Consider the following 19,239-nt stretch of genomic DNA (forward strand, 5'->3'; position numbering starts at 1 on the left):
TCTTTTAAAAGTTCTGTTGTTAACCACCTCCCTCTTGGATTAGAATTACCATCATTAGAATTACCATCATAATATATATAAACTACTACGTCTTTATTTAATTCTATCACTTCTGCGCCTGGATTAAATACTTCTATTATATCACGCCTATCTTTTTGATTGTTTATTCCATTCTCTTTTAAAAACCTTGCTACGTCCTTCAACTCTTTAAATATTGTTTTTTCAGTAGTTTGTGTCGTTACTTCTTTTACTGCTGTTAATGTAGTTTTTCCCGGACAAAGGGGACGGTTCTCTTTGCCCGTTTATTCAATTTTCTTTACACTAGCTAAAATATGCCATATTTTATTTTTGTTCTTATTATAAAATTGTTTGTCGACTTGGGCATGAGCTTCCAAACGCCAGCCAGACTCAAATCTTGGTGGGTTATCTTTGTCATAATAAAGAACTACTATTTTTACTTTGTTTTCAACTATTCCAGAGTATACTTCCCCTCTTTTCACATTTCCAACCACGAGTTGACTTTTTTGAAAACCCTGTTTTCCCCACTCATTCTCTCGGCTTTTATCTACAGGCACACCCCCTACAATCCCAACTATTGTTATCTTATTTTCTTTATCCCCCTCTTTGTACAATTCTACTCCCCAATCTGGAGAAGCTTCCTTTTCTGAAGTTGCTTCCCATGCGGGTAATTTTTCTACAACCCATCCCTTTGGGTATTTAAAACTAAATGAGCCTTCCGTATCTCCAGCTTTTTTCATGTAATCATACTCTAGATAATTATCATAATTATATGAATAATTTTCAGGAATTGTACCTATCTTCTCCGAGCAAGCCACAAAAAGAAAGAAAATCAATAAGGATAATGAAATAAAATATAATTTTCTCTTCATTTTTCTTCCTCCTAGATTATTTTTTTATTTATTCTAACTCGAGAAACAAACTATACGGTAAAATCGGGTCATCCATGTATGTGATTATATTTTCTATGTTAAAAAAATGAAGTTCTCTACTGGCAATTTTTAGTGTTTATATTCTTCTTCATTCCATCTTCACCTGCTCTTTACATTTCCTTCTTTTAACTATATAATAGACAATAACCAGGATAATTTCAACCCGATTTGAATCGGCATGAGGTGTTAAAAAATGGATGGTTTCTACTATGATTTAGAAGCTTTTAGTGAAGAACTTAAAAATATCCGCAAATCTCTGGGGCTTTCCCAAAGCGATGTTGCTGAACAAACTTTCATCAGCAGGGATACACTTAGAAAAATTGAAAACGGTAAAGTCATACCCAAACAGGAAACTTTAGATATTTTGTCCCATCTCTATAAAAAAGATTTAAATGAGTTGCTCCTAAAATACAGACTAAAAGATTATTCTTCTTTCTTTGAGATAAAATCCTCTCTAGAAAAAAACTTGAAAGCGGAGATTTTGAAAGTTTGAGAGATGATACAAATTTCTCTCTTTCTAATTATGCGGATTTTGTTTACAGTAACATGGAAATTTGAATTCTAATAAATATGGCTTTGCTCCTTAAAAAAGAAGTTCTATAATTTGGAAATTTGCAGAGAAGGTGATATGTTTGTGATAAAAAAGCAATAAAACAAAAAGCTTCCCATTTTCTGGAGAGCTTTTTGTTTTAGGAAAATGAGGATCAATCATGCGCCCAAGAACATTTTTAGGTCGTCTTCTACGTTTGTTATGCCACCAATACCAAATTTCTCAACTAATACTTTTGTCACATTTGGTGATAGGAAAGCGGGAAGTGTTGGGCCTAAGTGAATATTTTTTACTCCAAGGTAAAGTAGTGCCAGAAGTACTATTACAGCTTTTTGTTCATACCATGCAATGTTATATGATATAGGAAGTTCGTTTATGTCGTTTAATCCGAGTACTTCTTTAAGCTTCATTGCTATTACAGCAAGGGAATAAGAGTCGTTGCACTGTCCGGCATCTAATACTCTTGGAATGCCATTTATGTCTCCAAGATTTAGCTTGTTGTATCTGTATTTTGCACATCCTGCAGTTAGAATCACTGTGTCTTTTGGAAGAGCTTTGGCAAATTCTGTATAATAGGTTCTACTTTTCATTCTTCCGTCGCAGCCTGCCATTACAAAGAATCTCTTTATTGCTCCTGTCTTTACTGCTTCTACAATCTTATCCGCCAACTGTAAAACCTGGTTGTGAGCAAAGCCTCCTATTATTTCTCCTCTTTCAATCTCTACAGGAGGTTTGCATCTTTTGGCATGCTCAATTATCTCTGAGAAATCTTTCTTACCATCTGGTCCTTCAGGAATGTATTTTACCCCTTCAAAGCCTACGACGCCTGTAGTGTAGACTCTGTCTTTATAAGAGTCTTTAGGCGGAATGAGGCAGTTTGTAGTCATTAAAATTGGTCCGTTAAATAGTTCGAATTCCTTGTCCTGCTGCCACCATGCATTGCCATAATTGCCTACAAAGTGAGGATATCTCTTAAAAGCAGGATAATAGTGAGCTGGTAACATCTCTCCATGAGTATATACATCTACACCTGTGCCAGCAGTTTGCTCAAGAAGCTGTTCTAAGTCCTTTAAATCGTGACCGCTTACCAATATTCCTGGATTATTTCTCACTCCAATATTGACTTTTGTTATCTCAGGATGACCGTAGGCAGAAGTATTAGCTTTGTCAAGAAGTGCCATTGTATCTACGCCGTACTTCCCTGTCTCCATTGCCAAAGCCACATAGTCATCCACTGTCAAACTGTCATCTAAAACCTTAGCCAAAGCTTTTTCCATAAATCTAAATATATTGTCATCTTTATAACCCAGCTGATATGCATGGTATGCGTAAGCTGCCATACCCTTCACACCATAAGTTATTAACTCCCTTAAAGACCTTATGTCTTCATCTTCTGTAGATAAAACTCCTACTTCCTGAGAAATTGCTTCTATATCGGCATCCGTGCCATAAGTCCATGAAATGGCATCTATATTTTCATATTCGTCTACTCTTACACCTTTATTTCTAAGGTCTTCTTTGATTTCATCCCTCAATGCCACTGCTTCTTTTATTTTTCTTAAGAAGAAATTTCTGTCAAAGTTCACATTTGTAATTGTAGAAAATAAGCCTTCAATTAGGAAGCGATCTGTTTTTTCTTTATTTACATCGACTTCTCTTGCTTTTAAGTTTAAAAAAGATATGCCTTTCAGGGTAAAAATTAGCAAATCCTGAAGGTTTGCTACATCGGCTGTTTTGCCGCACACACCAATTGTCGTACATCCTGTATTCTTCAATGTCTCCTGACATTGATAACAAAACATCTTCATGCCCACTACCTCCTTAAATTTGCTTTTACATAGTAAATGATAGGGTATATTAAGAGAAAAATCTGTGACAAAAATCACATAAAATAAAAAAGTCCCAAATAACTTTGGGACAAAATCAGAGCATTTTTCTGAGTTCTTCTAAATCTTTTATCAATATTTTGTCTTTGCCAAGCTTTATTATTCCATCTCTATCCATTTGACTTAAAATCCTTGTGATATTTTCTCGAGAAGTCCCGGCTAAATTGGCCAGTTCCTGTCTTTTTAAATCTATTTCTACCAAAATTCCTTCTTTTGTGAATATGCCCCTTTCTCTCGCAAAAGTAAGTAAAATAGAAGCTGTTCTTCCTACTGAGTCTCTTAAAGCTAGGTTTTCTATCACGACAGCTATGTATTTCAACCTTTTTGCCAATATCTTTATTATGCTAAGGGCTATTTGGGTATCTTTTAAAATTAGGTCTTCTATGTCTTTATTCTTTAGTTCCAAAATTTCACTGTCCTCTATTGCTTCAGCAGTTGCAGGATATTCCCCTCCTATAAATAAAGTAGATTCTCCAAAGACATCCCCTTCTTCCATTATCTTTATAGTATATTCTTTCCCGACAGAAGAGATTTTGGAGATTTTTATTTTTCCTGTCTTTACAAAATATATAGCTTCTCCTTTTTGACCTTCTGTGAAGATAATGCATCCCTTTTTGACAGGTTTTAATGTTGCAATGTTGTGTAGTTTCTCGAGCTTTTCATCTTCTAGCTCACTGAAGTAAGGGATTTTTCTTAAATATTCAAGTTCTTTCACGGGCATAACCACCATTTATCCTTCTTCTGTCCTGTACTTATCTAAACTTACAAATTTTGTATACTGAGCGAGCCACAAAAGTTCCACCACTCCTGTAGGTCCGTTTCTGTGTTTTGCAATTATCACTTCTGCTATGTTTTTCTTTTCAGAGTCTTTATGATAGTAATCATCTCTATACAAAAACATGACAATGTCAGCGTCCTGCTCTATTGCTCCTGATTCTCTTAAATCGCTTAAAACAGGCCTGTGGTCTGACCTGGTCTCAGGTGCGCGTGAAAGCTGGGATAAGGTGATTACTGGGACGTTTAATTCTCTTGCCAGGCTTTTTAATGACCTTGATATTTCTGAAATTTCTTGCTGTCTGTTTTCTGCTCTTCCTCTTCCCTGCATAAGCTGAAGGTAATCTATCATCACCAACCCTAAGCCCTTTTCAAGCTTTAATCTCCTTGCTTTCGCTCTTATGTCCATTACAGTTACACCGGGAGTATCGTCAATGTAGATAGGAGCCTTTGAAAGAGGAGTCATGGCAGCTGCTAATTTCATCCAGTCCTCTTCATCTAAATTTCCGGTCCTGAGTTTCTGGCTGTCAATATTGGCCGTTGAGCATATAAGCCTTGTGACAAGCTGTTCTTTTGACATCTCTAAACTAAATATAGCAACAGGAAGCCCTGTTAAAAGTGCGGCATTTTGTGCAATATTTAGCGCAAATGAAGTCTTGCCCATTGAAGGCCTTGCAGCGATTAATATAAAATCAGAAGGCTGAAATCCCGCTGTCTTGGCATCCAAATCTGGAAAACCCGAAGGTATACCTGTAAGCTTCCCTTTGTTTTTATAAAGCTCTTCAATTTTATAAAAAGTATCCATTAAAATGTCTTTCATTGAAGAAAAAGCAGTGGTATTCCTTCCCTGGGCTATGTCGAATATTTTCTGTTCGGCAATATCTAAAACAGTCTCCACGTCGTCTTCCTGATAGCTTAGTTCCATAATCTCTGAAGATGCCTCAATAAGCCGCCTTAAAGTGGCTTTTTCTTTTATAAGTTTAGCGTAATAGGAGACGTTGGCTGTTGTGATTACGCTGGAAGTGAGGCTTGCAAGATAGTCTATTCCGCCCACTACTTCCAGCATGTCCCTTTTCCTTAGCTCATCCACTACTGTCACAAGGTCGACTGGTATGTCCTTTTCAAACATTTCCATTATTACGTCAAAAAGTTTCTTGTGGGATTCTTTATAAAAATCCTCTGCTCTTAATATCTCAGACACTTCTATTATGGCTTCTCTGGACAAAAACATTGAACCTAAAACCGATTGTTCTGCCTCTATGTTCTGCGGAGGGATGCGCGTCCTCTCCATCCATATTCCCCCTCACTTTTCACTCGGCTACCACATCCACCTGCACTTTTGCTGTAACTCCCTGATACAATTTTACCTCGGCATAATAGGTGCCAATTGTCTTTATATTTTCTGGAAGGACTATTTTCTTTCTGTCAATTTCAAATCCCTTTTCTTTTAAGGCTTCTTCTACATCTTTTGAAGTAACAGAACCAAAGAGTTTGCCATTTTCTCCTGCTTTTACTTTCAATGTCACTCCCACTTTAGAAAGTTTTTGAGCCAGTTCCTTTGCCTGCTCTAATTCCTGTTGCCTTTTTCTCTCTTCTGCCTTTTTCTTTTCATTTAACATTTTTAAATTTGACTCTGTAGCTTCAATTGCAAGTCCCTTAGGAATCAGATAATTCCTCCCATATCCATCGCTTACATTTACAACCTCTCCTGCCTTACCCACATTTTTTACATCTTTTACCAATATAACTTTCATCTATCTTCACCTTCCTCTTCAAAGTATTCTTTTATGGCCTGTTTCAATTCTTTTAAAACTTCTTCCATAGGCTTTTTAACCTGTGCACCGGCAACAGTCAAATGTCCGCCTCCACCTAATTTTTCTAGTATTATTTGTACATTTACATCTCCCATGGAACGGCCGCTTATAGCGACATCCTCTTCCCTCTGCAGAAGTACAAAAGAAGCTTTTACTCCTTTTATTGTCAAAAGTTCATCAGCCGCCTGTGCGATTATTAAATTGTTGGCAGCAGGAGGGCTTATAGCTATTGCAATGCCATTGTCAAGTATTTCTGCATTTTTCACTATAGTTGCCTTTATGATGTAAGAAGCTAAATCGTTCTGGAAAAGCTGTTTCACAGAGGTTGTATCTGCTCCTTTTTTCCTCAGGAAAGAAGCCGCTTCAAAAGTCCTGGAACCTGTTCTAAAAGTGAAGTTTTTAGTGTCAACAGCTATTCCAGCAAGAAGAGCTTCTGCCTCAATCGGCTTTAGGTCAATTTTTTCTACAATATACTGCAGTATTTCAGTCACAAGCTCACTAGCAGAAGAGGCATATGGCTCTAAGTAAACTAACACAGCCTTGTCAATAAATTCTTTACCCCTTCTGTGGTGGTCAATTACAACAATTCTATCAATCAATTCTACAATTTCAGGGTAGCTTAAATAACTTGGCCTGTGTGTATCCACCACTATTAACAGGCTGTTTTCATCCACCATATTTTTAACTTCCGAGCTCTTTATAAATAGCTCTTCATATCCATCTGTTGCCTTTATTTTCTTCACAAGCTCATCTATAGCTACATTGGATTTGTCCAGGATTATATAAGCTTTTTTGCCCAAATCTGCACAGGCTCTGTACATCCCAATAGCCGCACCTAATGAGTCAAAGTCCATAAAATTATGTCCCATTATAAATATAGTAGAAGATTCTTTTATAAGCTCCCTTAATGCATGGGCTATAACTCTGGCTTTTACTCTTGTTCTTTTTTCTACAGTCTGTGTCCTCCCGCCGTAAAAAGATATCTTGTCTCCTCTTTTTACAACAGCCTGGTCTCCTCCCCTCCCCAGCGCAAGGTCTAAAGCAGAAGAAGCGTACTCGCTCAAAGTGAGAAAATCGTCAGCTTCTGCCCCTACGCCTATGCTCAAGGTGAGAAGGACTTTCATTTCCTCTCCAGTTTCTCTTATTTTGTCTAATATGTCAAATCTATTCTCTTCCAGTTTTTTTAATTCTCCTTCTTTAAAAATTGCAAAGTATTTATCGTCATCATATTTTTTCAAAAAGGCTTTTATAGAAGAAGCCCATTCTGAGAGTTTTTTCTCTATTTCAGAAGAGATGACGGCTTTTTTTACATCTTCCACGCTCATCAATGCTTCCTCGTAATTGTCAATCATTATATAAGCTACAACAGGCCTTGCCCCGCTCAAATTCTTTTTTAATTCCACATATTCTGTCTCGTCAAAAAAGAGAAGAGTAGCGCTTATATCTCCATCCCTCTTTTTTCTGAAAGTAGACTCTATTTTAATAACGGAATAGTGTCTTCCATTGAATTCTATCTGTCCTTTTACTTCATCAGATTTCGCCGTCAAATATTTTTTTATAAGTTTTTTTATCTCTTCATTTTCGTTAAAAGTTTGAGAATAATAGCTGTTATACCATATAATCTCTCCTCTGTCATTCAAAATAACGACCGGAAGAGGAATTTTTGCTAAAACAGTCTTTGAAGCTTTGTCTACATTGAAAAATATGTCTTCTATATATTTATCAAATTCTATTTTCTTTTTTTTAACCCCATAGTATTCCGTCAGTAGTATGTACAAAAGTACGGCAAAAGATATAGAAGCCACTATTTTATTGTAATAAAAAAGAAATCCTATTAAAAATGCCGACAATAAAAGATTTAATATATTTATAGAAGATATTATCTTGTAAAACTTTTTATCCACAAAGACACCTCTTTACCTTAAATATTTTCTAAGGTCAAGGCTAGTATCAGCTATGCCCACAATCGCCAAAAGCCAAGAAGTCAGGGGAAAAAAGAGCAAAAATATGAGAAGCAAGTTAGCACCCCATGATTTCATGTTGAGTTTTCGAGTAAGATAAAATTTTATAAGAGCAAGTCCTCCTATTGTAAAGCCAAAAGACAGAAGCACTACTATATTTGTGATTATCAAATTGGGTGTTCTCGCAAAATACTGATAAAGAAGTACCCCAATAAAAATCCATCCGGCTATATAGGGCATTTTCCATTCTTCAAAAGGAGGCAAAGACTCTATATTAAAGTGCTGTCTTTTCAATATTTTATATAAAACTAAATAATTGAGCCAACTCATCATCAGGATGATTATCACTAAAGATGCAGGTATCGTCATCTCCATCATGTGCCTTATAGAAAGAAGATTAGACTGTATCGTAGAAAAGTTAGGATGCCCTTTGTAATAGGAAGATATATTGTCAAATGCGACAGCGATGGCCTTAAAAAAGTGTGACATTATATCTACATTAAATGCTAATTTTAGTAGATAAAATATCCCTACCATTCCCACTATAGAAATAGCTGTTACATCAAGAAGCACCTCTCCTGCTCTTCTTCTTTTAGAGACAAGATAGCCCATAAAAACCCCCTGCAGAGCAAAGAAAAGTGCGACAAAAGCCGTTCCTATACCTATCAATACGAGGTCCGCCGTAAAAACTATAAAAGAGGCAATCATAGCATAAGATAAAGACCCTAACACACAAGCCACAGCTAATGGGGCTGGTATGAGAAAAAATAGTAAAAAGAACGGTGGATAATAGGAACCCAAAAAACTCAGGACTACTGCTAAAGCCGCCATCATCGCCGCATTTGTGATTTTTTTAGTTTCCATTAGATCACTCCCGCTTTTGAGTTTTTAAATGTTTTAATAGTTCAGAGAAATTATATTCCATATCAATGTTTTTATCCACGATCAAAGATCTTAATTTCTTAATAAGTGCTTCATCTATTTCTTTAAATCTGTACCCCACCTTATCTCCCAAAAGGTAGGCATATATTATAATATCGACAACGCCATCTAGGATAGCATCTTCTTCTGCTTCATCTATAAAAGACTTCAGCAAATTATATAATTTCCCTAACATCTCTACTTTAAGGCTCTCTATTTCCCTTATGTTTTTAGCGATCTCTAAATCGTTTTTCATTTTCCTCCGTCCTTTTTATAAACTAAAAGAGGGCCAAGCCCTCTTATAATTATACCATTATTCTACTGTGTATGGTAGAAGAGCAATTTGCCTTGCCCTTTTTATTGCTCTAGTAAGCTGCCTTTGGTGTCTTGCGCAGTTCCCTGTTATCCTTCGAGGCAAAATCTTGCCTCTTTCTGTGATATACTTGCGAAGTCTTGCTACATCTTTGTAGTCTATTCTATCTATGTTATCAGCGCAGAAGGCGCATACTCTTTTTTTCTTTTTGTTTCTTCTATTTTTCACTGTTGCAGCATCAGCAGTATTTGCGGTAGACACTTTTTAAACCTCCTTTCTTCTTCCTAAAAAGGTAAATCATCTTCACTCTCTATAGGTGTAAACCCTTCGAAATCGTCGGGGATATCTTCAAATAATTTGTCAAACTCTTCGTCCAATTCCTTTTCTTCTTCGGAAGCATTAGCTGCAGCAAAGCCAGATTTAGGTTCCAAGAATCTTACATCGTCCGCCACCACTTCAGTAACCCAATGGCGGTTACCACTGCTGTCATCCCAAGACCTCGTCTGGATACTACCTGTAACTGCCACTAATCTTCCCTTTTTTAGGTTATTGGCGCAAATTTCAGCTAGCTTTCTCCATGCTACGATGGGTATAAAATCTGTAGGCCTTTCCCCGCTCTGATTCACATAATTCCTGTTAACCGCCAATGTAAAAGTCGTAACAGGAACCATGTCAGAAGTGTATCTCATGACAGGGTCCTTTGTCAAACGGCCTATCAGAATAACTTTATTTAACATTTTTAAAACCCACCTTTTTATATTAATAAATTTACTCATCTGTCCTTATTATAAGGTAGCGCAAGACTCCATCAGTTATCCTATAGACTCTCTCCAATTCGCGGGAAACCTCCGGGCTACTATTGAAATTCATCAAAACATAATAGCCTTCTGTTTTCTTTTGAATAGGATAAGCGAGTTTTCTTTTACCCCATTCATCAAAATTAGTGATTTCCCCGCCTCTTTCTACAATGAGGTTTTTGAACCTCTCAATCAAACCCTTTCTTTCATCCTCATTCAAATCTGGAGAGAGCACGTACATAGTCTCGTATGACCTCATTTTCTCACCTCCTTCTGGACTAAGCGGCCCTATTTCCCAAATAGGGCAAGGCGGCAATTTACATCCCTATTCTATCATTGTCCTAACGGATTTTCAACCGTTTTTAAAATTTTTTTAATGCTCTTTTCAAATTTTGCTCTCGGCATCAAAACCATTCTTCCACATTTCAAGCACTTTATACGGACATCCATTCCAACTCTTAAGATCTCCCACTCATCAGAACCACAAGGATGTTTTTTCTTAAGCTTCACTATATCGCCAACATGCAAATCTTTAGGCAAAGCCATCACCCCAATTATTTTTTCTTCTCCGAAATAATAACCGTAGTTCGTGGATAAGGAAAAGATATGTTGTTTTTGTCAAACATCTTTTTCACCCTATACCTAATTTCCCTTTCCACTGCCCATTTCTGCATAGGCTGGGTCTTTGCGTAAACCATTATGACAAGCTTTGAATCCTGCATATCCGTTATCCCCAACACTGTAGGACCTTCTATTATGTCCTCTCTTGAATTCTTAACTTCTTCACATATTTCTTGAAGCCCTTCTATTATTCTGTCTACATCTTCATCTATAGGAAATGCTATATTGACCACCGCCATCATGCTGTCTTTTGTCAGATTGGTTACCATCTTTATTTCTCCGTTCGGTATTATGTGAAGGCCATCAGAGAAACCGCGTATTTTCGTGACTCTCAAACCCATTTCTTCTACTGTGCCAGAAATCCCATTAATAGTGACATAGTCCCCCACAGAAAACTGGTCTTCAAAGATTATAAAAAAACCTGAAATCATGTCTCTGACCAAGTTCTGAGCTCCAAAACCTATGGCAAGGCTACCAATTCCAGCAACAGCCAGCAAAGATGTCATATCTATGTTGAAAAGCTTGAGGATAGAAGCTCCTGCAAGAAAGTAAATCACATATCTGACAGCGTTTTTTGTAAGAGACGCTAAAGTATCCATCTTCCTCTGTGGCAATTGTATTTTGGCTTTACTGTATAATTTATAAAACCTTCGTATTACAAAATCGGAAAATTTAATCCCAATAAAAGCAATGAGGAGTATTTTTAATACATCAAGAGAAAATTTTACAGCTTTTATGTCATATATTTCCACAAGTTTGTGGTATATATCGGTCCACATTTTCTCCATCACCTTATTTTTAGTTTTATCTTTATATTACACGAATCCCTTCTTTTTTTCAACTATCGCTTCTTAGAGTAATTTGAAGTATGTAAATTTGCAGATTTGACAAAAATATATTTAAAGACCTGTATAAAAGAAAGGGGTATCAAATGGAATTCATAAATATAGAAGACAAAAATTCTTTTGAAAAGTTTTATAACGCTTTCCGGCTATACTTTAAAAGTTTATATACAAGATCTTACAGGGAAATAATTCTCCTATGCATAGGCACAGATAGGTCAACGGGAGACAGTCTCGGTCCCTTGACAGGATACAAACTAAAACCTCTCCTTAGAAATAAAGCCCATGTATTTGGTACATTAGAAGAACCTCTCCATGCAAAAAATATAATGAAGGTCTTAGAAGAGATAAATTCAAGCTTTTACATGCCCTTCATAATAGCGATTGACGCTTCTTTAGGTTCATTAAAGCACATAGGTCACATATCTGTCGGGAAAGGACCTATAAAGCCCGGCGCAGGTGTCTCTAAAGACCTTCCCCCTGTGGGTGACATGTTTGTGACGGGCATAGTGAATATATCTGGTTTCATGGAATACATGGTATTGCAGAATACTCGCTTGCACACCGTTATGAAAATGGCCGACATCATAGCAGCTGGTATTTTCAGGACCATAATGGAAGTAAGTAAAGAAAACAAAGTAAGGGCCTACGAATAGGCCCTTACTTTGTTTTCTTCTCCTATGCTTTTGACAGTCCTTTCTTTCGCAAATTCTTCTATCACCTTTATTAAAGGCTCATATTTTTCATAAAATACTACGATTAGATCTCCGGCTTCAGCATTTAACATCGCTACTTTTAGCGCTTCTTCTTCTTTTAAAATGATTTTTATATTCTTTTTATCCATGCCGCTTTTTATAGCGCCTTCTTCCAAAATTTTGGCTACCTCTCCGGGTTTTCTTCCTCTTAAATCTTCATCTTCTTTTATATAGATAAAGTCAAAACCATTGCCACAAACTTCTCCTACCTTAAATATGCTGGAATTTGTCCTATCGCCAGGAACACCTATTACCCCCACAAGTCTGTTTGGATCGAGTTTTCTTGCAGCTTCTATTACCTTTCTTATACCCTCAATGTTGTGACCATAATCTATTAACACTCGGAAATTTGCCACGTTAAGCAGATTAAACCGACCAGGATTGTGGACAGCATCTGGATAAAAAGTTTTTAATCCCTTTGCTATTATATTTATCGGCACCTTTACTCCATAGGAAGCGGCAACGGCAGCAAGAGCATTTTCTATATTGTGCAATACTTTTCCTCCCATGGTGGCAGGAATTTCCTCCACTTTCAGTACTGGAACTATCTGTCCATTGGCAATAACAATAACCCCATCTTTGACATATACAGCTATTCCGCCTTCTTCAATATGCCTTTTTATGGTCAAATTATTATCGTACATAGAAAAGTATATTATTTTACCTTTGGCTCTTTTTGCGAGAAAAGGCGTCATAGAGTCATCAGCATTTAATACACTGTAGCCATTGTCTTTTACTGCCTCTACTACCAATGCTTTAACAAATGCCAGGTCTTCCAGGGTTTCTACTCCATCTATTCCTAAATGGTCTTCCGATATATTTGTTATAACCCCCACATCTGCCAAGTCATACCCCAATCCTTCTCTTAAAATTCCTCCCCTTGCCGTCTCCAACACTGCCGCATCTATGTTCCTATCTGCAAGACAAGTCCTAGCACTTTTGGGACCTGTATTATCGCCTTTGTATATGCACTTATCGTCAATATATATGCCATCCGTACTGGTCATACCTACAGTATATCCATACGTCCTCAGAATATGAGCAGTCATCCTGGTTACTGTAGTTTTCCCATTAGTGCCTGTTATAGATATAATAGGTATGGTTGCTTTGCTGCCTCTAGGAAAAAGCATGTCCAATATTGCCTTCGCAACGTTTCTGGGTTTACCCTTGCTGGGATAATGATGCATTCTTATCCCTGGGGATGCATTTACTTCTATTATAGCCCCATTTACCTCCGATATAGGTTTTCTTATGTCCTCCATTGTTATATCTACCCCTGCTATGTCAAGTCCTATAGCTTTCGCCGCCCTTACTGCGATTTCTATGTTATGAGGATGTATCTCATCTGTTCTATCTATTGCAATTCCTCCTGTACTCAAATTAGCATTTTCTCTTAAGAAAACTTTTCTACCCTTTCTCGGAATATCTTCCAGAGTAAGACCTTGTTTCTGAAGTACCATTTTTGAAACGGAATCTACTGTTATTTTGGTAAGTGGCTTTTCATGCCCGTTTCCTCTTAAAGGGTTTTTATTCTCTATATCGATCAATTCTTTTACCGTATGAACCCCGTCTCCAACAACATGCGCAGGAATTCTCTCCGAAACGGCCACCACCTTGTCTCCTACTACCAGAACTCTATAGTGCCTTCCTTTGACCTGTTTTTCTACCATTACAATGTCGCTGTAATTTTTGGCGTTTCTATAAGCTACTATTACTTCCTCTCTGTTCGAGATATTTAAATGCACTCCTTTGCCCTGATTACCATTGTAAGGTTTTATAACCACAGGGTACCCTAATTCTTCTGCTATTGAAACAGCTTCTTCCTCTGTATAAGCCACGTCCCCTTCAGGAACAGGAAGCCCATAATCTTTAAGGATTTTTTTAGTCAGTATCTTATCTGAAGCAATATCTACAGCAATACAGCTGGTATTCTGAGATATGGTCCCTTCGATTATCTTCTGATATTTCCCATAACCTAATCTCAGTATACTGCCGTTTCCCACTCTAGTAACCGGTATTCCTCTTTTTAGCGCTTCCATTTTTATAGCCATAGTGCTGGGGCCTAATTCTACTTCCGTAATTATATCGCGGATCTTCTCTAATTTTTCCTGCAAATTTATTTTTTCACCCTTTATAAGCTTATTTGCAAGTTCCACTGCCAATTTTGCTGTCCTTATCCCACATTCTTCTAACCCATACTCGAATATTACATTATACAGGCTTCCCTCAACATTCCGCGCTCTTCCAAACTTAACGTCATATCCCAATACATTTTGAAGTTCTAAAATTATGTGTTCTGTCACATGAGGAAGGTATGTGCCTTCTTCTAACCTTTTTACAAACCCTCCTTCATATCCGTAAGAGCATGTATGTTTTCTTAGACCAGGAAGCAAATCAAGAAGGGCCTCATTGAATCCAAATATGTCTTTTGTGGGGATTTCCTCTCCTTCTATATCAACGGTCATTTTTATTACCGGTTTATGGCTGTACACATTTCTCCCTCTATATACCTTTATTTCTTTTATCTTCATGCTTTATCCTCCTCAATTACAGGCTGCCACTTCCTCAAATCAAAACGATAACCTGATGGCAGTATATGAATTAAAACATTTGTCAAAGCCAGTATTTCATTTGGCTGCGATTCAGAAACATTAGAATAAGTGAGCCACCTTCCGTCAACTACTGTAACAGCATTATTGCCAATGACCTTAAAGTGATCTTCCTCTACAACTATAGCAGTATCTTCATCAATTCCTACCCCAAGATAACTGGGATTCTGCGCTATTGCTGCAAGTAATCTTCCTATTCGCCCTCTTTGTGCAAAATGCTGGTCTACTAGCACATTTTTTAGAAGTCCTAACCCTGGTGCCATTTTTATAGTACATTTTCTTGGTGAGTCATCATCATTCCCTTCCACAATCATAGTCTGTGACATGGCAGATGCTCCTGCACTTGTACCTACTATCAAGACACCTTTTTCGTGCATCTCTTGGAGCATTTTATCTATTCCACTTCCTCCCAATATACTTGTTATTCTGAGCTGATCTCCTCCCGTAAAGAATATACAATCGGCATCTTTTAGTATCTCTTTGCTCTTTTCTATCTCATCTTTTTTTCTGGAATTTACATTTGCTATGCTGATATTTTTAGCTCCTAATTTTTTAAAGGTCTTCTCATAGGTATTTCCCACCTCTTCAGGCTTCTTTGTAGCTGCGGTCACAACTACGATCCTGCTCTCCTTTCCACCTGCTAAATCTACTACTTCTTTTAAAATTTCACATCTTTCATTCTTGTCCTCAGCTCCTCCTATCACCACAAGTCTACCTTTCTTCATGGCATCCTCCAAAAATAAATAAACTCTCAGGTTTCATAATTTATTATTCCTGAGAGTTTATTTCAATATACTATTTAAAATCATAGCGTACATAATTTAATAGCATTTTCTTCCACTTTTATTTCAATTTTATTGCTGTAGAATATTTCGCCATCGACAGTTATCGGTATCTCTCTATCCGCCTCTATTTCTACCTTCTTTGTCCTATACGTCTCTACTAAACTCTTTATGTGCACATGCTTACCAAAAATAACTAAAGGAAGAAGCACAAGAATTTTTATTTTATTTACTCTTCCGACTATCATCACATCCAAGCACCCATCATGAGGATCTGCTCCCGGTAAAAGTTTTATTCCTCCAGCGTAATAACTCAAAACCCCAGCAGCAAAAATCGTTATATCTCTTTCTATTGTCCTATCATCCATTTTTATCTTAACAGAATAGGGCTTGTACCTAAAAAGAACATTTAAAAGCGCTACTAAATAAGCCCATATGCCTGTGAGAAATTTTTTAAATCGAATAGCCAAAGCTGCCGTTTCAGAGGCAATGCCGGTGCTGGCAATGTTTCCAAAAGTCAACATACCATTTATTAAAGCAGCATCTATCACTTTTACATTCCCCATTATCAAAACATCTATAGCTTTTTCTATTTTTTTAGGTATGTGGAAATATCGCGCAAAATCATTACCTGTTCCTACAGGAATAACTCCCAGTGCAGCTGAAGTCCCCTTTATGCCATTTACTACCTCCAAAACCGTCCCATCTCCTCCCACAGCTACAACCACTTTAAAACCACTCATTGCGGCTCTTCTCGCCAACTCCTTGCCATGCCCTGCGTATTTAGTTATAAAAATTTTGTAATCGATTAATTTCTTTTTCATAATGCGTCGGATTTCAGGAATTTTTTTATAAGCTCTTCCTCCTCCTGCAACAGGATTCACAATGAAAGCAATCAATTTGATCACTCCCCACATTACAAGGCTTTTCTTTTCGCCCTCTCTATAGCTTGTACCTCTTCTGCTGAAAGAGGGTACTTTGAATGCCCTCTTTCCACTGGTTTTGCAAAAGTAGCTGTCTCGTGGCGCCCATAAATTCCTGATATCACAACGCCATTGTCTTCCTCATCTAAAAAGGCAATAGAATAACTTAAATCAGACCCCACATCAGGAAAAGCATTATATCTTACTATACCCACTTTTTTAATGGCTTTCTTGCTTTCTCTTTCTATCGCATTTATTTTTATTTTCATTTGATTTATATCATCCCTTATCTCTTCTGTTTCTGTAAGAATTTTTTGAAGGAGGTTTAACACATCTTCTCTTTTTAGCGTATCTATGACTTTTTCATAAGTCCTTTTAACTTTTAAAAACCTCGCATTAAGAATCAATAAAAGTACCGATTCAAAAACTACTAAAAACACTAGCGTTATTGTAAAAAGTGGAATGTTGCTGTATATAAATTCCAAAATATTCTGCATATCCTCTCCTCCAATTTCTAAAAATTAATCTTGTGCAATTGCTTTAATAGCTTCTATCGCCTTTATAACCTCTTCTTCCGTATTAAAATAGCCGATCCCAAACCTTAGCGTACCAGTTTTTAAAGTTCCTATAGTAGAATGTGCTAAAGGGGCACAGTGAAGACCTGCTCTCGCTGCAATGTCAAATTCTCTATCTAATATATAGCTTGCTTCTCCAACATCTCTATTCTCTATGGTTATAGAAATAACTCCCACTCTATCCTTCAAATCTTGAGGTCCATAGACTTTTACTTTTTTAATTTTTCTCAAGCCTTCCAGCATAAGCTTTGTAAGTTTTAACTCATGTTCCCTAATGGAATTTATCCCTATTCTTTTGACAAACTTCACCCCTTCTTTAAGCCCAGCAATACCAGGAGTGTTCAATGTTCCGCTTTCAAACTTATCTGGCATCAAATCAGGCTGAGAAGTAAGTTCTGATCTACTTCCCGTTCCTCCCTCTTTTAGTGTAATTAGTTCTATTCCTTCTCTAACATAAAGTCCTCCAGTCCCTTGAGGGCCGTATAGACCTTTATGCCCCGGAAAGGCTAGCAAACTTATATTATATCTTTCGACATCTATGGGCAAAATTCCTGCTGTCTGAGCAGCATCCACTAAAAAAATTAAATTCATTTCCCGGGCAATATTCCCTATTTCCTCAATAGGCATTATAGTCCCTGTTACATTTGAAGCGTGAGTTATTGCGATCATCTTTGTGTTCCTTTTTACGGCTTTTTTTATATCATCAGGGTCAATTTTCCCTTCCTCATTTCCTTTTACTATTGTAACTTCTACTCCTTCTTCTTTCAATCTGTTTAATGGCCTTGCAACAGAATTATGTTCCATACTTGAAGTTATTACATGATCTCCTTCCTTGAGGGCACCTTTTAAGGCGATATTAAGGGCCTCTGTAGTATTGGAGGTAAAAACTATTCTCATGGGGTCCTTCACGTTGAAAAGAGAAGCTATCTCTTGTCTTGCTTCAAAAATCACTCGCCCAGCTTCAAGAGACATCCTATGGCCGCCTCTTCCGGGATTGCCACAGTTTCTCAACACTCTATCTACTTCTAAATATACTTCCTCCGGCTTTGGCCAGGAAGTAGCAGCATTATCTAAATATATCATTTTTAACTCCCCTTTTAATTATTCTTTCCTCTAATATATGAGTAAAGCAATCAAGGAGTCTCTTTCTAATTAATATTTTATACCTATTCATAATCATTGGCAACAAAAATAAATAAGGGACTGTTCAAAGCCCCTTCAGATATGCTGTTAACAGTATAAAGAAACTCTTTAAAAGTCCATGGCATTTAAAGGTTTCAAATCTATCCTTATTTGAACATATAAATAATGTCCAGAATTCTGTTTAAGTCCTCTTCTCCATAATATTCGATCTGTATAATTCCTCTATTTTGACCTTTCTGTAAGATTTGCACCTTCGTCCCGAGTAGATTACATAAATTATCTTCTATTTCCTTTATATGTACATCAATCTTCCTTGCATCTTTTTTCTCCTTCTTCTTATCTTTCTGACTCAAGAGACTTTTTATCAGCTTTTCCGTTTCTCTCACATTTAGCTCTTCTTCTATTATTTTTTTAGCAGCTTCATACTGAAGAGTTTTACTTGATATAGAAAGAATTACTTTTGCATGACCAACGGTTATTTTGCCCTGTACAAGCATATCTTGCACTCTCTCGTCTAAATTAAGAAGTCTTATGCTGTTAGCAATGACAGATCTGCTCTTACCTATTTTCTTTGCTATTTCCTCTTGAGTTAAATTAAACTGTTCCATCAATGTCTTGTAAGCTTTTGCTTCTTCAATGGGGTTTAAGTCCTCCCTCTGAAGGTTTTCAATAAGCGCAATTTCCATGACCTCCTGGTCATCTAGATCTTTTACTACGACAGGCACTTCTCTTAACCCCACCATCTTGGCTGCTCTCCATCTTCTTTCACCAGCTACTAGCTGGTATGACATTCCCTGTCTTCTGACTACCAGAGGCTGCACAATTCCATGTTCTCTTATCGAATCCGCTAATTCCTTCAAGCTTTCCTCATCAAAATGTCTCCTCGGCTGATACTCATTGGGAAATATTTTGTCTATTTCTACCATCTCTATGCCCTGCGATTCTTCTCGAGATTCCGGAATAAGAGCCTGAAGACCTCTTCCCAAACCTTTTTTAACAGCCACTCTAACACCACCTTTTGAA

21 protein-coding genes and 1 pseudogene are annotated in these 19,239 nt (G+C 37.1%); 2 read left to right on the forward strand and 20 right to left on the reverse strand.

Going from position 1 to position 19,239, the window contains the following annotated elements:
* On the reverse strand, nt 1-203 hold a 203-nt coding region (locus ACPLVE_RS07570; protein ID WP_424610960.1), incomplete at its 3' end, for a hypothetical protein.
* Between the two features lie 99 nt (nt 204-302).
* Nucleotides 303-890, reverse strand: a complete 588-nt coding sequence (locus ACPLVE_RS07575; protein WP_424610961.1) for a hypothetical protein — start codon at nt 888-890, stop codon at nt 303-305.
* A gap of 253 nt (nt 891-1,143) precedes the next feature.
* Here ACPLVE_RS07575 and ACPLVE_RS07580 point away from each other — a divergent pair.
* A pseudogene (locus tag ACPLVE_RS07580) lies at nt 1,144-1,505 on the forward strand (helix-turn-helix domain-containing protein); the annotation flags it as partial.
* A 153-nt stretch (nt 1,506-1,658) separates the two neighbouring features.
* Here ACPLVE_RS07580 and hcp read toward each other — a convergent pair.
* From hcp to mscS, 12 genes are all read right to left on the reverse strand, one after another.
* A complete protein-coding gene (hcp, locus tag ACPLVE_RS07585; RefSeq protein ID WP_424610962.1) occupies nt 1,659-3,308 on the reverse strand; it encodes a hydroxylamine reductase in 1,650 nt (549 codons plus the stop codon).
* Between the two features lie 115 nt (nt 3,309-3,423).
* A complete protein-coding gene (locus tag ACPLVE_RS07590) occupies nt 3,424-4,107 on the reverse strand; it encodes a Crp/Fnr family transcriptional regulator (RefSeq protein WP_424610994.1) in 684 nt (227 codons plus the stop codon).
* A 9-nt stretch (nt 4,108-4,116) separates the two neighbouring features.
* Nucleotides 4,117-5,451, reverse strand: coding sequence for a replicative DNA helicase (gene dnaB / locus ACPLVE_RS07595; RefSeq protein ID WP_424610963.1), 1,335 nt, complete (start codon nt 5,449-5,451; stop codon nt 4,117-4,119).
* A gap of 19 nt (nt 5,452-5,470) precedes the next feature.
* On the reverse strand, nt 5,471-5,914 hold the full coding sequence (gene rplI, locus ACPLVE_RS07600; protein WP_424610964.1) for a 50S ribosomal protein L9: 444 nt from the start codon (nt 5,912-5,914) through the stop codon (nt 5,471-5,473).
* On the reverse strand, nt 5,911-7,878 hold the full coding sequence (locus ACPLVE_RS07605) for a DHH family phosphoesterase (protein WP_424610965.1): 1,968 nt from the start codon (nt 7,876-7,878) through the stop codon (nt 5,911-5,913). Before ACPLVE_RS07605 ends, rplI begins: the two co-directional genes overlap by 4 nt.
* 12 nt (nt 7,879-7,890) lie before the next feature.
* Nucleotides 7,891-8,799, reverse strand: a complete 909-nt coding sequence (locus ACPLVE_RS07610; protein WP_424610966.1) for a DUF2232 domain-containing protein — start codon at nt 8,797-8,799, stop codon at nt 7,891-7,893.
* A 4-nt stretch (nt 8,800-8,803) separates the two neighbouring features.
* Nucleotides 8,804-9,112, reverse strand: coding sequence for a MazG-like family protein (locus ACPLVE_RS07615; protein ID WP_424610967.1), 309 nt, complete (start codon nt 9,110-9,112; stop codon nt 8,804-8,806).
* A gap of 57 nt (nt 9,113-9,169) precedes the next feature.
* Nucleotides 9,170-9,430 carry a 30S ribosomal protein S18 gene (gene rpsR / locus ACPLVE_RS07620; RefSeq protein ID WP_424610968.1) on the reverse strand — a complete coding sequence of 87 codons (261 nt, stop codon included), beginning with the start codon at nt 9,428-9,430 and terminating at the stop codon, nt 9,170-9,172.
* A 23-nt stretch (nt 9,431-9,453) separates the two neighbouring features.
* Nucleotides 9,454-9,906, reverse strand: coding sequence for a single-stranded DNA-binding protein (locus tag ACPLVE_RS07625; RefSeq protein ID WP_424610969.1), 453 nt, complete (start codon nt 9,904-9,906; stop codon nt 9,454-9,456).
* A 31-nt stretch (nt 9,907-9,937) separates the two neighbouring features.
* The gene (gene rpsF, locus ACPLVE_RS07630) at nt 9,938-10,225 is read right to left on the reverse strand and encodes a 30S ribosomal protein S6 (protein ID WP_424610970.1); all 288 of its coding nucleotides are present in this window, start codon (nt 10,223-10,225) and stop codon (nt 9,938-9,940) included.
* 74 nt (nt 10,226-10,299) lie between these two features.
* On the reverse strand, nt 10,300-10,506 hold the full coding sequence (locus ACPLVE_RS07635) for a DUF951 domain-containing protein (protein WP_424610971.1): 207 nt from the start codon (nt 10,504-10,506) through the stop codon (nt 10,300-10,302).
* A gap of 14 nt (nt 10,507-10,520) precedes the next feature.
* Nucleotides 10,521-11,366, reverse strand: coding sequence for a small-conductance mechanosensitive channel MscS (mscS, locus tag ACPLVE_RS07640; protein WP_424610972.1), 846 nt, complete (start codon nt 11,364-11,366; stop codon nt 10,521-10,523).
* 152 nt (nt 11,367-11,518) lie between these two features.
* Between mscS and yyaC the strand changes: the two genes are divergently transcribed.
* Nucleotides 11,519-12,085 (forward strand): spore protease YyaC, encoded by a 567-nt coding sequence (gene yyaC / locus ACPLVE_RS07645; RefSeq protein WP_424610973.1) that lies wholly within the window; start codon nt 11,519-11,521, stop codon nt 12,083-12,085.
* Here yyaC and cphA read toward each other — a convergent pair.
* From cphA to ACPLVE_RS07675, 6 genes are all read right to left on the reverse strand, one after another.
* The gene (gene cphA, locus ACPLVE_RS07650; protein WP_424610974.1) at nt 12,076-14,715 is read right to left on the reverse strand and encodes a cyanophycin synthetase; all 2,640 of its coding nucleotides are present in this window, start codon (nt 14,713-14,715) and stop codon (nt 12,076-12,078) included. The two genes, yyaC and cphA, sit on opposite strands and share 10 nt — an antisense overlap.
* Complete coding sequence (locus ACPLVE_RS07655; RefSeq protein ID WP_424610975.1) at nt 14,712-15,518, reverse strand: cyanophycinase; 807 nt, start codon at nt 15,516-15,518, stop codon at nt 14,712-14,714. The genes cphA and ACPLVE_RS07655 overlap by 4 nt, the downstream gene beginning before the upstream one ends.
* 80 nt (nt 15,519-15,598) lie before the next feature.
* A complete protein-coding gene (locus ACPLVE_RS07660; protein WP_424610976.1) occupies nt 15,599-16,474 on the reverse strand; it encodes a diacylglycerol/lipid kinase family protein in 876 nt (291 codons plus the stop codon).
* A gap of 17 nt (nt 16,475-16,491) precedes the next feature.
* Complete coding sequence (locus ACPLVE_RS07665; RefSeq protein WP_424610977.1) at nt 16,492-16,995, reverse strand: DUF4446 family protein; 504 nt, start codon at nt 16,993-16,995, stop codon at nt 16,492-16,494.
* 24 nt (nt 16,996-17,019) lie between these two features.
* Complete coding sequence (locus tag ACPLVE_RS07670) at nt 17,020-18,156, reverse strand: aminotransferase class V-fold PLP-dependent enzyme (protein ID WP_424610978.1); 1,137 nt, start codon at nt 18,154-18,156, stop codon at nt 17,020-17,022.
* 206 nt (nt 18,157-18,362) lie between these two features.
* The gene (locus ACPLVE_RS07675) at nt 18,363-19,220 is read right to left on the reverse strand and encodes a ParB/RepB/Spo0J family partition protein (RefSeq protein ID WP_424610979.1); all 858 of its coding nucleotides are present in this window, start codon (nt 19,218-19,220) and stop codon (nt 18,363-18,365) included.
* Nucleotides 19,221-19,239: the final 19 nt, after the last annotated feature.

Origin of the sequence: Caldanaerobacter sp. (genome assembly GCF_049701115.1) — a bacterium.
In the GTDB taxonomy this organism is placed as follows: domain Bacteria; phylum Bacillota; class Thermoanaerobacteria; order Thermoanaerobacterales; family Thermoanaerobacteraceae; genus Thermoanaerobacter.

What these genes read in the sequence shown, in the direction of transcription:
- mscS (WP_424610972.1), bottom strand. Translation starts at nt 11,366, where the DNA reads ATGTGGACCGATATATACCACAAACTTGTGGAAATATATGACATAAAA.
- ACPLVE_RS07610 (WP_424610966.1), bottom strand. Translation starts at nt 8,799, where the DNA reads ATGGAAACTAAAAAAATCACAAATGCGGCGATGATGGCGGCTTTAGCA.
- hcp (WP_424610962.1), bottom strand. Translation starts at nt 3,308, where the DNA reads ATGAAGATGTTTTGTTATCAATGTCAGGAGACATTGAAGAATACAGGA.
- rplI (WP_424610964.1), bottom strand. Translation starts at nt 5,914, where the DNA reads ATGAAAGTTATATTGGTAAAAGATGTAAAAAATGTGGGTAAGGCAGGA.
- ACPLVE_RS07625 (WP_424610969.1), bottom strand. Translation starts at nt 9,906, where the DNA reads ATGTTAAATAAAGTTATTCTGATAGGCCGTTTGACAAAGGACCCTGTC.
- dnaB (WP_424610963.1), bottom strand. Translation starts at nt 5,451, where the DNA reads ATGGAGAGGACGCGCATCCCTCCGCAGAACATAGAGGCAGAACAATCG.
- cphA (WP_424610974.1), bottom strand. Translation starts at nt 14,715, where the DNA reads ATGAAGATAAAAGAAATAAAGGTATATAGAGGGAGAAATGTGTACAGC.
- yyaC (WP_424610973.1), top strand. Translation starts at nt 11,519, where the DNA reads ATGGAATTCATAAATATAGAAGACAAAAATTCTTTTGAAAAGTTTTAT.
- ACPLVE_RS07615 (WP_424610967.1), bottom strand. Translation starts at nt 9,112, where the DNA reads ATGAAAAACGATTTAGAGATCGCTAAAAACATAAGGGAAATAGAGAGC.
- ACPLVE_RS07590 (WP_424610994.1), bottom strand. Translation starts at nt 4,107, where the DNA reads ATGCCCGTGAAAGAACTTGAATATTTAAGAAAAATCCCTTACTTCAGT.
- ACPLVE_RS07655 (WP_424610975.1), bottom strand. Translation starts at nt 15,518, where the DNA reads ATGAAGAAAGGTAGACTTGTGGTGATAGGAGGAGCTGAGGACAAGAAT.
- ACPLVE_RS07575 (WP_424610961.1), bottom strand. Translation starts at nt 890, where the DNA reads ATGAAGAGAAAATTATATTTTATTTCATTATCCTTATTGATTTTCTTT.
- ACPLVE_RS07665 (WP_424610977.1), bottom strand. Translation starts at nt 16,995, where the DNA reads ATGCAGAATATTTTGGAATTTATATACAGCAACATTCCACTTTTTACA.
- ACPLVE_RS07670 (WP_424610978.1), bottom strand. Translation starts at nt 18,156, where the DNA reads ATGATATATTTAGATAATGCTGCTACTTCCTGGCCAAAGCCGGAGGAA.
- rpsF (WP_424610970.1), bottom strand. Translation starts at nt 10,225, where the DNA reads ATGAGGTCATACGAGACTATGTACGTGCTCTCTCCAGATTTGAATGAG.